Source organism: Rhodanobacter sp. C06 (assembly GCF_002001105.1).
GTDB lineage: Bacteria > Pseudomonadota > Gammaproteobacteria > Xanthomonadales > Rhodanobacteraceae > Rhodanobacter_A.
Genome location: NZ_MUNP01000067.1, coordinates 1 through 12,434 on the forward strand (window position 1 = coordinate 1; position 12,434 = coordinate 12,434).

At 66.9% G+C, this 12,434-nt stretch carries 11 protein-coding genes; 7 read left to right on the top strand and 4 right to left on the bottom strand.

Translation table 11 applies throughout. From position 1 onward, the window contains the following. Positions 1 to 327: 327 nt before the first annotated feature. From B0E52_RS14255 to B0E52_RS14270, 4 genes are all read right to left on the bottom strand, one after another. Positions 328 to 612: an addiction module antidote protein gene (locus tag B0E52_RS14255; RefSeq protein WP_077484876.1), complete on the bottom strand. Its 285-nt coding sequence runs from the start codon at positions 610 to 612 to the stop codon at positions 328 to 330. 255 nt (positions 613 to 867) lie between these two features. After that, a complete protein-coding gene (locus B0E52_RS14260) occupies positions 868 to 2,073 on the bottom strand; it encodes an acetyl-CoA C-acyltransferase (RefSeq protein ID WP_077484878.1) in 1,206 nt (401 codons plus the stop codon). A 118-nt stretch (positions 2,074 to 2,191) separates the two neighbouring features. Further along, a complete protein-coding gene (locus B0E52_RS14265) occupies positions 2,192 to 4,579 on the bottom strand; it encodes a 3-hydroxyacyl-CoA dehydrogenase/enoyl-CoA hydratase family protein (RefSeq protein ID WP_077484881.1) in 2,388 nt (795 codons plus the stop codon). A gap of 85 nt (positions 4,580 to 4,664) precedes the next feature. After that, a complete protein-coding gene (locus B0E52_RS14270; RefSeq protein WP_254426809.1) occupies positions 4,665 to 5,282 on the bottom strand; it encodes a TetR/AcrR family transcriptional regulator in 618 nt (205 codons plus the stop codon). A gap of 226 nt (positions 5,283 to 5,508) precedes the next feature. Here B0E52_RS14270 and ndk point away from each other — a divergent pair, with 226 nt between their 5' ends. The 7 genes from ndk (at position 5,509) to der (ending at position 12,424) form a co-directional block, all read left to right on the top strand. Next, complete coding sequence (gene ndk / locus B0E52_RS14275; protein WP_077484885.1) at positions 5,509 to 5,934, top strand: nucleoside-diphosphate kinase; 426 nt, start codon at positions 5,509 to 5,511, stop codon at positions 5,932 to 5,934. 75 nt (positions 5,935 to 6,009) lie between these two features. Continuing rightward, complete coding sequence (rlmN, locus tag B0E52_RS14280) at positions 6,010 to 7,161, top strand: 23S rRNA (adenine(2503)-C(2))-methyltransferase RlmN (RefSeq protein WP_077484887.1); 1,152 nt, start codon at positions 6,010 to 6,012, stop codon at positions 7,159 to 7,161. Positions 7,162 to 7,192: 31 nt separating this feature from the next. Further along, complete coding sequence (gene pilW / locus B0E52_RS14285) at positions 7,193 to 7,963, top strand: type IV pilus biogenesis/stability protein PilW (RefSeq protein ID WP_254426820.1); 771 nt, start codon at positions 7,193 to 7,195, stop codon at positions 7,961 to 7,963. Beyond that, positions 7,960 to 8,979, top strand: coding sequence for a helix-turn-helix domain-containing protein (locus tag B0E52_RS14290; RefSeq protein ID WP_254426810.1), 1,020 nt, complete (start codon positions 7,960 to 7,962; stop codon positions 8,977 to 8,979). The genes pilW and B0E52_RS14290 overlap by 4 nt, the downstream gene beginning before the upstream one ends. A 160-nt stretch (positions 8,980 to 9,139) precedes the next feature. Further along, positions 9,140 to 9,790, top strand: a complete 651-nt coding sequence (locus B0E52_RS14295) for a tetratricopeptide repeat protein (protein WP_077484890.1) — start codon at positions 9,140 to 9,142, stop codon at positions 9,788 to 9,790. 5 nt (positions 9,791 to 9,795) lie between these two features. Further along, the gene (bamB, locus tag B0E52_RS14300) at positions 9,796 to 11,001 is read left to right on the top strand and encodes an outer membrane protein assembly factor BamB (RefSeq protein WP_077484946.1); all 1,206 of its coding nucleotides are present in this window, start codon (positions 9,796 to 9,798) and stop codon (positions 10,999 to 11,001) included. Positions 11,002 to 11,023: 22 nt separating this feature from the next. Further along, entirely contained in the window at positions 11,024 to 12,424 is a 1,401-nt protein-coding gene (gene der, locus B0E52_RS14305; RefSeq protein WP_077484892.1) for a ribosome biogenesis GTPase Der, read from the top strand. The last annotated feature ends 10 nt before the right edge of the window (positions 12,425 to 12,434 follow it).

Here is a 12,434-nt window from a genome sequence, read left to right on the forward strand (position 1 = left end):
GGTCTTCGACCGATACATACGAGAACATGCCAAGCTGCTGGACGTCGGGGCTGCGCATCGGATCGGGCGGTCAGTGATTGAGAACGTCTATGACCGCGGCGGCGCGCGGAGGTTTCTCAACAGCCTGCTAGCCGCGATGGTCTTGTTGCATCTCGGGCGTGTCCTTGCAGAGTGCGCAGTGCTGGCCACGCCTAGCTTGGAAAAATCTGCCAACGGTGAAGACGAGCGCGGAAAGTATGCCCAAGATTGCCACTTGCGTCGCGGAATAGGATACGTCGTGCCCCTTGAAAAAAGTGCCAGGGACAAATTTCAGACTTGGCCCGGTCGCTACGCCGCCTTGGCACTCAGCTTCACCCCCAGCGCTTGCAAGACCTTCATGATGGTGGCGAACTCCGGGTTGCCTTCGGCGGACAGCGCCTTGTACAGGCTTTCGCGGCGCAGGCCGGTGTCGCGTGCGAGTTGCGACATGCCGCGGGCGCGCGCCACAACGCCGAGGCTGTCGGCGATGAAGGCGGGATCGCCGGTTTCGAGGGCGACGGAGATGTATTCGGCTTGGGCTTCGGGCGTGCCCAGGTGTTCGGCGGGATCAAACGGGTGGGTCTTGGCGCGCATGTTTCACCTCACAGGCTGGCAGCCTCATTGCGCAGCGCATCCAGTCATGATGTGAAAGCCTCGGTCCGATGGACTTCGATCATGCGCAGAATGTATCCCTTGGGCAACATATCGCCAACCATGGGATATGCCTGTATCGGGCACAGAACCACCCTCACATAAATAAAGCAACGGCGCTGTATCGCTACGGCGCCGTTGCTGTTTCCAGCGGAAGTCACTGGATGCCAGCGTTCGCTGGCATGACGGTGAGGGAACTCAGAGCGCTTCGAAAACCCCCGCCGCGCCCATGCCCGTACCGATGCACATCGTCACCATGCCGTACTTCTGCTTGCGCCGGCGCAGGCCGTGCACCAGGGTGGCGACGCGCACGGCGCCGGTGGCACCGAGCGGATGGCCTAGCGCGATCGCGCCACCCAGCGGGTTGACCTTGCTGGGGTCGAGCTTGAGATCGCCCATCACGGCCAGCGCCTGGGCGGCGAACGCTTCGTTGAGTTCGATCCAGTCCAGCTGATCCTGGGTGATGCCGGTTTGCTTGAGCGCCTTCGGGATCGCTTCCTTCGGGCCGATGCCCATGACTTCGGGTTTGACGCCGGCGACGGAGAAGCCGACGAAGCGGGCGAGCGGCTTGAGGTTGTATTCCTTGATCGCCTTTTCGCTGGCGAGCAGCACGGCGCTGGCGCCGTCGGACATCTGGCTGGAGTTGCCGGCGGTGACGGTGCCGCCGAACTGGCCGTTGCGGAACACGGTCTTGAGCTTGGCCAGCACTTCCAGCGTGGTGCCGGCGCGCGGGCCTTCGTCGGCGCTGATGCTGCGGCTGTCGGTGATGATCTGGCGGGTGGCGAGGTTGGGGTAATGGTCGTCCAGCGCGAACGGGCTGATCTCGTCGTTGAACTCGCCGGCGGCCTGGGCGGCGAGCGCGCGGCGGTGGCTTTCCACGGCGAACGCGTCTTGCTGTTCGCGGCTGACCTTCCACTGCTTGGCCACGTTTTCGGCGGTGATGCCCATGCCGTAGGCGATGCCGATGTGCTCGTTGCTGAAGATCGCGGGGTTCATCGCGATCTTGTGTCCCATCATCGGCACCATGCTCATGCTCTCGGTGCCGCCGGCGAGCATCAGGTCGTCCTCGCCGAGGCGGATGCGGTCGGCGGCCATCGCCACGGCCTGCAGGCCGGACGAGCAGAAGCGGTTGATGGTGACGCCGGGCACGGTGTCGGGCAGGCCGGCCAGCAGCACGCCGATGCGTGCCACGTTCATGCCTTGCTCGGCCTCGGGCATGGCGCAGCCGATGATGGCGTCGCCGATGCGGTGCGGGTCGATGCCCGGCGCCTGCGCCATCACGGCCTTGATGACGTGGGCCAGCATGTCGTCGGGACGGGTGTTGCGGAACACGCCGCGCGGCGCCTTGCCCACCGGGGTGCGGGTGGCGGCGACGATGTAGGCGTCTTGCACTTGCTTGGTCATTTTGTTCTCCGTTGCCCTTCGCGCGGTGCGCGGGTGCGGGCTGGTGGTTTGGTCGCGGAGTGGGGGACAACCATCCCCACCCCAGCCCTCCCCTTGAAGGGGAGGGAGCAGGGCGCGGTCAGTTCCGCAGCGGCTTGCCGGTGGTCATGGTGTGGGCGATGCGCGCCTGGGTTTTCTCGGTCTTTGCCAGTTCCACGAAGTGCTTGCGCTCCAGTGCGAGCAGCCATTCCTCGTCCACCAGCGAGCCGCGTTCGATGTTGCCGCCGCACAAGGTGTCGGCGATGCGAGTGGCGATTTCCACGTCATGCGGCGAGGCGAAGTAGCCGGCCTGCAGGTTGGCCAGCGAGGCCTTGAAGGTGGCGGTGCCGACGTCGCCGGCGACCGGGATGGCGCGCTGGTACAGCGGCGGGCGGTAGCCGGATTCGGCCAGCGACAGCGCCACGTTCTTGGCCACGTAGAGCAGCTCCCAGGGGTTGAACACCACCACGTCGCTGTCGCGCAGCAGGCCCAGGTTCTTCGCCTCGATCGCGCTGGGCGAGACCTTGGCCATGGCCACCGTCTCGAACACCTTCTTCAGCGATTCGAACGGATCGGCCGGGTTGGCGTGCGCCGCACGCACGGCCAGTTCGTGCAGGCCGCCACCGGCCGGCAGCAGGCCGACGCCGGCCTCGACCAGGCCGATGTAGCTTTCCAGCGCGGCCACGGTGCGCGCCGAATGCATCTGGAACTCGCAGCCGCCGCCCAGCGCCAGGCCGCGCACGGCGGAGACCACCGGCACCAGCGCATGCTTGATGCGCATGCTGGTGCGCTGGAAGTTGGCGACCATCTGCTCGAAGTCGTCGAACTTGCCGGCTTGCAGCAGACCCAGCGCACCCTTGAGGTCGGCGCCGGCAGAGAACGGTTCGCCGGTCTGCCAGATCACGACCGCCTTCAATTTTTCCTCGGCGATGCCGATGGCGTGCTGGATGCCGTCGAGCACCTGGTCGTTGACCGTGTGCATCTTGGTCTTGAACGAGAGGATGCCCACGCCGTCGTCGCCCAGCGTCCACAGACGCACGCCGTCGTTCTCCCACACCGTGCTGCCCTGGTCGAACTGCTCGCCCAGGATGGGATCGGGGAACAGCTGGCGCGCGTACACCGGGTGCGCGGAGCGCGGCTTGGCCTTGCCGTCGGCGGCGGACCACGAGCCGTCCTTGCCGTGCACGCCGGTGCGGCCATCCAGCACCCAGGCGGGCAACGGCGCCTTGCTCATTGCCTTGCCGGCTGCGATGTCTTCCTGCACCCACTTGGCAACCTGTTGCCAACCGGCGGCCTGCCAGGTCTCGAACGGGCCGAGCTTCCAGCCGTAGCCCCAGCGGATCGCGAAGTCGACATCACGCGCGGTGTCGGCAATGTCGGCAAGGTGGAAAGCGGTGTAGTGGAACAGGTCGCGGAACGTGGCCCACAGGAACTGCGCCTGCTTGTCCTCGGAGGCGCGCAGCTTCGCAAACTTCTCGGCAGGGTTCTTGATCGCGAGGATCGTGGCGACTTCGTCCGAAGCCTTCTGCTCGGAGGCGCGGTAATCCTGCTTGGCGAGGTCCAGCACCACGATGTCCTTGCCGGCCTTGCGGTAGAAGCCGGCGCCGTTCTTCTGGCCCAGCGCCCCCTTCTCGATCAGGCCGCTCAGCCACACCGGCGCCTTGAAGTAGGCGTGCCACGGGTCGTCCGGCAAGGTGTCGGCCATGGTCTTGATGACGTGGGCCATGGTGTCCAGGCCGACCACGTCGGCGGTGCGGTAGGTGGCGCTCTTGGGGCGACCCACGGCCGGGCCGGTGAGCGCGTCGACCACGTCGAAGCCCAGGCCGAACTGCTCGGTGTGGTGCATGGTGGCCAGCATCGAGAACACGCCGATGCGGTTGCCGATGAAGTTCGGCGTGTCGCGGGCGATCACCACGCCCTTGCCCACGGTGGTGACGAGGAAGGCTTCCAGGCCCTCGACCACCTTGGCATCGGTCAGCCGGGTGGGGATCACTTCGACCAGGTGCATGTAGCGCGGCGGGTTGAAGAAGTGCACGCCGCAGAAACGGTGGCGCATTTCCTCTGGCAACACTTCGGCGAGGCCGTTGATCGACAGCCCCGAGGTGTTGGAGGCCAGCACCGCGGTGGGCGAGACGTGCGGGGCGATCTTCTTGTAGAGATCCAGCTTCCAGTCCATCCGCTCGGCGATCGCCTCGATCACCAGGTCGACGTCCTTGAGGTGGTCCATGTCCTCGTCATAGTTCGCCGGGATGATCGCGCTGGCGAGGTCCTTGTCGGCCAGCGGCGCGGGCGACAGCTTGGCGAGGTTGGCGATGGCCTTGAGCGCGATGCCGCTCTTCGGGCCTTCCTTCGCGGGCAGGTCGAACAGCACGGTCTCGACGCCGGCGTTGGTGAGGTGCGCGGCGATCTGCGCGCCCATGACGCCGGCGCCCAGCACGGCGGCCTTGCGGATGCGCAGCGTCGGGGTGGTGGTGGATGGAGCAGTCATCGGGTTCTCCAGAGTGATGCGGACACGTAGGGCAAGACGGACATGGAACGCGGCCGGCGGTCAGCGGCCGGTGAAAGGGGCGCGCTCACGCACCGGCGCGCAGGCCGGCGGCGGCAAAACGGGTGAGGTGGGCGACGGTCTGCTCGCGGTGGGTGCGTTCGCTGACATCGCTCTTGCGCTGGATCATGCCGAAGCCGGACATCGCGTGGGTCAGCGCGCCGGTGACCAGGTCGATGCGCCAGTACAGCTCCTCCTTGCTCAGCTGCGGCAGCAGGCGGGCGAACTCGGCGGTGAACTGGCGCATCACGTGGCCGTAGTTCTCGGACAGGAACTTGCGCAGGCTGTCGTCGTGCTCGGCGAAGGCGCGCGCCAGCACGCGCATGAACAGCGAACCGCTGTCTTCGTGCGAGAGTTCGAGGGCAGGGCGGATGAAGGCGTCGAGCACGTCCTCCAGCCGGGTGTCGGGCTGGCCAGCCACCCGGGCCAGCGCGGCCAGGCGCTGCGCGTTCAACGCGTCCAGCCGGCGCCGGAATACCTGCTCGACCAGCTTCTCCTTGGAGCCGAAGTGGTAGTTGACCGCGGCGAGGTTGACCCCGGCGTCGCTGGTCAGCTGGCGCAGCGAGGCGCCGTCGAAGCCGCGCTGGGCGAACAGGGTCTCGGCGGCGGCGAGGATGCGTTCCTTGGTGGAGCCGGAGCGGTTCACGGATCGGGTTTTCCCACGTGGCCAAGCTTGTCGTTCAAACGATCGTTTGAGCATACGCGGGCGGCTTCGCTGTCGTCAAACCGACAGGCCGATCGGCCCGTCGACGACTTGCGAATGGGGTAGAATCTGTCAAACTTCGCGGGCTAAACCCGCATTCCGAGTCGGTTTTGGCCGTTCGCGGCACGATGCCGGCCACTTCATCCATCCCGTTTTCCCGGAGCACACCATGGCGCTGGAGCGCACCCTTTCCATCATCAAGCCCGATGCCGTCGCCAAGAACGTGATCGGCGAGATCTACGCCCGTTTCGAGAAGGCCGGCCTCAAGGTGATCGCCGCCAAGCAGAAGCAGCTGTCGCGCGCCGAGGCCGAGGGTTTCTACGCGGTGCACAAGGAGCGTCCGTTCTTCAAGGCGCTGGTGGAGTTCATGATCTCCGGCCCGGTGATGATCCAGGTGCTGGAAGGCGAGGGCGCGATCCTCAAGAACCGCGACCTGATGGGCGCCACCAATCCGAAGGACGCCGCGCCGGGCACGATCCGCGCCGACTTCGCCGACTCGATCGACGCGAATGCCGTGCACGGCTCCGACGCCGCCGAGACGGCGAAGGTGGAGATCGCGTACTTCTTTGCTGCCACGGAAATCCACAGTCGGTAAGCCGCTACTTGTGCGTTCGTCCATGAACGCGGAGATCAAAAGGCGGCCATCCATGGCCGCACTCTTGAAAAGGACATGACCCAGGTACTCGCCATTCCGTCCGACCAGCCCGGCACTGCCGGCAAGGTCAACCTGCTCGACTTCGATCGCCAGGGGCTGCGCGATTTCTTCGCGCAGCTCGGCGAGAAGCCGTATCGCGCCGAGCAGGTGATGAAGTGGATCTACCATCACCTGGAATCCGACTTCGCGAACATGACCGACGTGGGCAAGGCGCTGCGCGCCAAGCTCGAGGCGAGCTGCCACGTCGGTCCGCCGCAGACCCTGGTGGACAAGGCCGCTGCCGACGGCACGCACAAGTGGCTGCTGGGCATGGATGGTCGCAACGCGGTGGAGGCGGTGTACATCCCCGAGCCCACCCGCGGCACGCTGTGCGTGTCCTCGCAGATCGGCTGTGCGCTGAACTGCCAGTTCTGCTCCACCGGCGCGCAGGGCTTCAACCGCAACCTCGCCACCGCCGAGATCATCGGCCAGATGTGGGTGGCGGCGAAGCACCTGGGCAATGTCACCCACCAGAACCGCCGCATCACCAACGTGGTGATGATGGGCATGGGCGAGCCGCTGGCGAACTTCGACAACGTGGTCAAGGCGATGAGCCTGATGCGCGACGACCTGGGCTTCGGCCTCGCCTCCAAGCGCGTCACGCTGTCCACCGCAGGCATGGTGCCGATGATCGACAAGCTGTCGGACGTGATCGACGTGTCGCTGGCGGTGTCGCTGCACGCGGCGAACGACGAGCTGCGCACCGAGCTGGTGCCGCTCAACAAGCGCTATCCGCTGGCCGAGCTCACCGCGGCCTGCCAGCGCTGGATCGCGCGCAAGCCGCGCACCTCGATCACCTTCGAATACACCTTGATGAAGGGCGTGAACGATCAGCCGGAGCATGCGAAGCAGCTGATCCGCTTCATGCGCCGCCTGCCGACCTGCAAGGTCAACCTGATACCGTTCAATCCCTTCCCCGGCACGCGTTTCGAGCGCTCGGACGCCGCGACCATCCACGCGTTCCAGACCCAGTTGCTCAACGCCGGCATCCTCACCATGCTGCGCCGTACCCGCGGCGACGACATCGACGCGGCCTGCGGCCAGCTGGCCGGGCAGGTGAACGACCGCACCCGGCGCAGCGCCGGGATACGCCAACGTGTGGAGCAAGGGGTGACGCATGCGCCGTAAGCCGCTGCTGGGAGTTGGTCTGTTGTCGCTGGTGCTGGCCGGCTGCGTCACGGTGAATGGCAGCGGCGACAACAACGGCAGTGGGCAGTCGAGCACCGCCAACATCCCGGCGACCAGCAAGGTCGACCAACGCCAGGATGCGGCCCGCATCCACACCGAGTTGGCCCAGCACTACATGGCCGACGGCGACCTGCAGGACGCACTGGCCAAGTTGCAGCTGGCACTGAAGTTCGATCCGAACTACGCGCCGGCCCACACCGTGATCGCGGTGGTCTACGAGAAGATCAACAACCTGCCCGAGGCCGAGGCCCACTACCGCAAGGCGGTGGCGCTGGAGCCGACCAAGGGCGCCCCGAACAACAATCTCGGCCAGTTCCTGTGCCGTACCGGCAAGGTGCAGGAATCGATCGGCTACTTCCGCAAGGCGGTGGCCGACCCGTTCTACGCCACCCCCGACGTGGCGTACACCAACGCCGGCATCTGCCAGCTGCGGGCGAACGACACGGCGGGCGCGGAAACGAGTTTTCGTGACGCAATCGCGCGAAATCCCGTCAACGGCGATGCACTTTTCCATCTCGCCGAAGTACTCTACCGGCAGGGGGATGCGTTTCGTGCTCGGGCTTTCATCCAGCGCTTCGATGCGCTGGGCCAACCCAATGCGGCCGCTCTCAAGCTTGGTTACGATATCGAGTCGCGCTTGGGCAATACGGACGCAGCCCAGACCTATCTCAGGCGTTTGCAGAGCCAGTTCCCGGATTCGGAACAGGCTCGCGCCCTGAAAACCACCGCCAGCAGTCAATGACCACGAAGCAGCCTTTCCAGCCCGGCCAGGATCCGGCCGCGCACGATCTGTTCGCCGATCGGCCGGACCTCATGGAAGCCCCCGCCGCCAGCCATGCGTTCGATCACCACGATGCCGCGTTCGGCAGCCGTCTGCGCGCGGCGCGCGAGGCGCGTGGTGCTGACCTGGAAACCTGCGCGCATGCGCTGAAGCTGCCGCTGCGCATCCTGCGCAAGCTGGAGCAGGGCGAGCAGCAGGGCATCGATTCCAAGGTCTACCTGGCCAGCTACATCGGCAAGTACGGGCAGTACCTGGGCATCGACGCGGCCGAGATCGAGGCCGAACAGGCGCGCATCCGCCAGATCGAGCCGCCGCTGGTGGCCACCGGCGGCATTTCGCATTCGCGCTTCCTGCTAGACCGCTACGCCACCGCCGCCACTTACGTGGTGCTGACCCTGGTGATCGCGGTACCGACGATCTGGTTCGGCGTGCGCAGCACGCTGGATCGCGACCTCAGCCATCTCACTCCGCTGGATGCCTCGCCGGTGGCGCAGCAGGATGCATCGACGCCGGCCGTGAGCGCGGCCAAGACGGTCGCGTCCACCGCACCGGCTTCCGCCACGCCGGCACAGCCGCAGGCTTCGGCGCCGGCTGCGTCGGAGCAGCCGCTGATGGCCTCCATGGCGCCGTTCCCGAATCTCGGCAATGACACCTTGCCGACGCCGCCCACGATCAGCACGCCCGCGACCGTCAATGCCGGCAGCGGCGCGCACAGCCTCAGCCTGAGCCTGTCGGCTGCCAGTTGGGTCGAGGTGACCGGGCAGGATGGCACGCGCATGGAATACGGTCTGCTGCCCGCCGGTACCAGCAAGACCTGGCACAGCGACCAGCCGCTGGACGTGCGCATCGGCAACGTCGGTGGCGCGCAGGTGAGCATCGACGGCCAGCCGGTGACGCTCGACGGTTTTCGTCGCGCCAACGTGGCGCATTTCCGCGTGCAGATCGCGGACGGCAAGGCCGCTGCGGCCACCCTCTGATCGCGACATCGCAGGCGCTCGCCGCGCCTGCGCGCGATCCATTTCGGTTATGCTTGCCCATTCTTCGCCCGGGCACGGGCGAAGGGTGATGGCGAGCCGTTTTTTTCTCGCCTCCGGCCTGCCGGCGCGCGCCGCGCGCGGTACCCACGAACGGTGAAGCATGGCATTTGACGCATACGACGATTACGAACAAAGCGAACGTGTCCAGAAATGGCTGCGCGAGAACGGCCTCTCCATCGCCGTCGGCATCGCGATCGGCCTGGTCGGCATCTTCGGCCTGCAGCAGTGGCGCAAGCACCAGGCGAACAACGAGGCCGCGGCGGCCACCTTGTACCAGCAGGCGCAGGTGGCGCTGGCCAGCGGCAAGCCGACGGCGGCGACCGCCTTCGTCGACGAGCTGATGAAGGACTACGCCAAGTCGCCGTACGCGCTGTTCGCGGTCAGCGACCGCGCGAAACAGCAGGTACAGGACAAGCAGCTGGACAAGGCGATCGCCTCGCTGCAGTGGGCCGAGACGCATGCCGCCGACCCGGCGCTGAAGGCGCTGGTGGAACTGCGCATGGCGCGCGTGCAGCTGGCCAAGGGCGACGGCCAGGCCGCACTGGCCACGCTCGAAGCCATGCCGGCGGGCCAGTACACGGGCCTGAACCAGGAACTCCGCGGCGATGCGCTGGTCAAGCTGGGACGCGCCGACGACGCACGCAAGGCCTACCAGGCGGCGATGACGGCATTGGGTGAGGACGCGCCGCAGCATGCCGTCCTGCAGATGAAAATCGACGATCTGGCCGTGGCCGGAAAGCAGGGTGCATGAAAGTCGTGGTGAAGAAGAGCATTTGGCTGGTCGCCCTGGGTTCGCTGGTCCTGCTGGCCGGTTGCAACTCGTTCAAGAAGAAGAACCTCGAACCGCCAACCCCGCTGGAAAAGCATTTCACCCCCACGGTGCAAGTCAGCAAGGTGTGGACCGCGCGCGTCGGTGACGGCGCCGGCATCAGCGGCGTGCGCCTGCGCCCGACCGTGGCGGACGGCGTGTTGTATGCCGACAGCACCGACGGCAAGATCGCCGCGTTCGACGCCGCCAGCGGCAAGAAGCTGTGGGAAAAGACCACCCGCAGCAGCAAGGGCTGGTTCGGCCTGGGTCACGCGAAGGGCGTCGATGCCGCGTATGCCGGGGGCCCGGCCGTGGCCGGCGACCTGCTTGCGGTTGGCACGCTCGACGGCCACGTCTACGCGATGGGTGCGAAGGACGGCAGCCCGCGCTGGGAGGCCGACCTGGTTTCCGAAGTGATCGCCGCGCCGGCGATCAGCGGCGACCTGGTGATCGTGCGCACCCAGGACGGTCGCGTGTACGGTCTCGACGCCGCCACCGGCAAGCGCCGCTGGGTCTACGACCAGGGCAATGTGCCGTCGCTCAGCCTGCGCGGCAACGGCGTGCCGCTGGCCGCGAACGGCGTCGTGTTCATTGGCACCGACGACGGCAAGCTGGTCGCGCTGCGCCAGGACAACGGCGAGAAGCTGTGGGAGCAGAAGCTCGCCAACGGCGAGGGCCGCACCGACATCGAGCGTCTCGACGATGCCGATGGCGCGATCCTGCTCGACGGCAGCACGTTGTACGGCGCCGCCTACCACGGCAACCTCAGCGCGATCGACGGCCCCAGCGGCCGCCCGCTGTGGTCGCATCCGTTCTCCACCTACACCGCGCTAGCCGTGGGCGGCAACTCCGTCTACGGCGTGGACGACCAGGGCGTGGCGTGGGCGTTCGACCGCAGCGGCGGCGCCGACATGTGGAAGAACGACAAGCTGAAGTACCGCTGGCTCACCGGTCCCGCCGTGCAGGGCAACTACGTGGTGGTGGGCGACGCCTACGGCTACGTGCACTGGCTGCAGGCGGGCGACGGCGCGCTGGCCGCGCGCGTGCGCCTGTCGAAGAAGGCGATCCAGGCCCAGCCGCTGGTGGTGGGCGACACCGTGTATGTCGAGGACGTGAAGGGCCACATCGGCGCCTACCGTCTCGCTGCGCACTGATCGCCGGGAACCATGACCTCTCATGCTGCCCGTCGTCGCCCTGGTCGGTCGCCCCAACGTCGGTAAATCGACCCTGTTCAACGCGCTGACGCGCAGCCGCGACGCCCTGGTGGCCGACCTGCCGGGCGTCACCCGCGATCGCCATTACGGCGTGTGCCGCACCGGCGCGCGCCCGTTCGTGGTGGTCGACACCGGCGGCCTCTCCGGCGTGGACGAAGGCCTCGACGGGCTCACCGCGCAGCAGGTGCGCCTGGCCATCGAGGAAGCGCAGGCGCTGGTGTTCGTGGTGGATGCGCGCGACGGCCTGCTGCCGCAGGATCGCAACATCCTCGACGAGCTGCGCCGCAGCGGCAAGCCGCTGCTGCTGGCGGTGAACAAGACCGACGGCCTGGACCTGCACGAGGCGCTGGCGGAATTCGCCCGCTTCGGCATCGCGACCACGCTGCCGCTGTCCGCCGCGCACAACCGTGGCACCGAAGAGCTGATCGCCGCGCTGCTGCCGGTGCTGCCGGAAGACGCGCACGAGGAACTGGCCGCGGGCGAGGACGGTTCCATCCGCGTCGCCATCGCGGGGCGGCCGAACGCGGGCAAGTCCACCCTGATCAACCGCCTGCTCGGCGAGGACCGGCTGATCGTCTCCGACGTGGCCGGCACCACCCGCGACCCGATCCGCGTGCCGCTGGAACGCGACGGCCGCCGCTACACCCTGATCGACACCGCCGGCGTGCGTCGCAAGGCGCGCGTCGAGGAGGCGGTGGAGAAGTTCAGCGTCATCAAGACCCTGCAGTCGATCGCCGCCGCCCAGGTGGTGGTGATGCTGATCGACGCGCGCGAGAACCTCGCCGACCAGGATCTCACCCTGATCGGCCATGCGATGGACGAAGGCAGGGCGCTGGTGATCGCGGTGAACAAGTGGGACGGCCTGGACGCCTACCAGCGCGAGCAATGTGAGCGTGCGCTGGATCGCCGCCTGCAGTTCGTCGACTGGGCGAAGACCGTGTTCATCTCCGCGCTGCACGGTTCCGGCTTGCGCGAGCTGATGCGCGCGGTGGTGCGTGCGCATGCCGCAGCGACGAAGGAACTGAGTTCCTCCGACCTGACCAAGACACTGGAAAAAGCCTACGAGAGCTACCAGCCGCCGCTGGTGCGCGGGCATGCGCCGAAGCTGCGCTTCGCGCATCCCGGCGGCAACAATCCGCCCACCATCGTGATCCACGGCAGCCGCACCAAGCACATCGCGCCGGCCTATCAGCGTTACCTGGAAAACTTCTTCCGCAAGCGCTACAAGCTGGAAGGCACGCCGGTACGCATCAGTTTCCGCGAAGGCGAGAACCCGTACGCCGGCAAGAAGAACGTGCTCACCGAAGCGCAGCAGCGCAAACGCCAGCGCATGATCCGCGAGATGAAGAAGCGCGGGAAATAAACTCGTGGTT

What these genes read in the sequence shown, in the direction of transcription:
- B0E52_RS14255 (WP_077484876.1), bottom strand. Translation starts at nt 612, where the DNA reads ATGCGCGCCAAGACCCACCCGTTTGATCCCGCCGAACACCTGGGCACG.
- B0E52_RS14260 (WP_077484878.1), bottom strand. Translation starts at nt 2,073, where the DNA reads ATGACCAAGCAAGTGCAAGACGCCTACATCGTCGCCGCCACCCGCACC.
- B0E52_RS14295 (WP_077484890.1), top strand. Translation starts at nt 9,140, where the DNA reads ATGGCATTTGACGCATACGACGATTACGAACAAAGCGAACGTGTCCAG.
- rlmN (WP_077484887.1), top strand. Translation starts at nt 6,010, where the DNA reads ATGACCCAGGTACTCGCCATTCCGTCCGACCAGCCCGGCACTGCCGGC.
- der (WP_077484892.1), top strand. Translation starts at nt 11,024, where the DNA reads ATGCTGCCCGTCGTCGCCCTGGTCGGTCGCCCCAACGTCGGTAAATCG.
- B0E52_RS14290 (WP_254426810.1), top strand. Translation starts at nt 7,960, where the DNA reads ATGACCACGAAGCAGCCTTTCCAGCCCGGCCAGGATCCGGCCGCGCAC.
- ndk (WP_077484885.1), top strand. Translation starts at nt 5,509, where the DNA reads ATGGCGCTGGAGCGCACCCTTTCCATCATCAAGCCCGATGCCGTCGCC.
- B0E52_RS14265 (WP_077484881.1), bottom strand. Translation starts at nt 4,579, where the DNA reads ATGACTGCTCCATCCACCACCACCCCGACGCTGCGCATCCGCAAGGCC.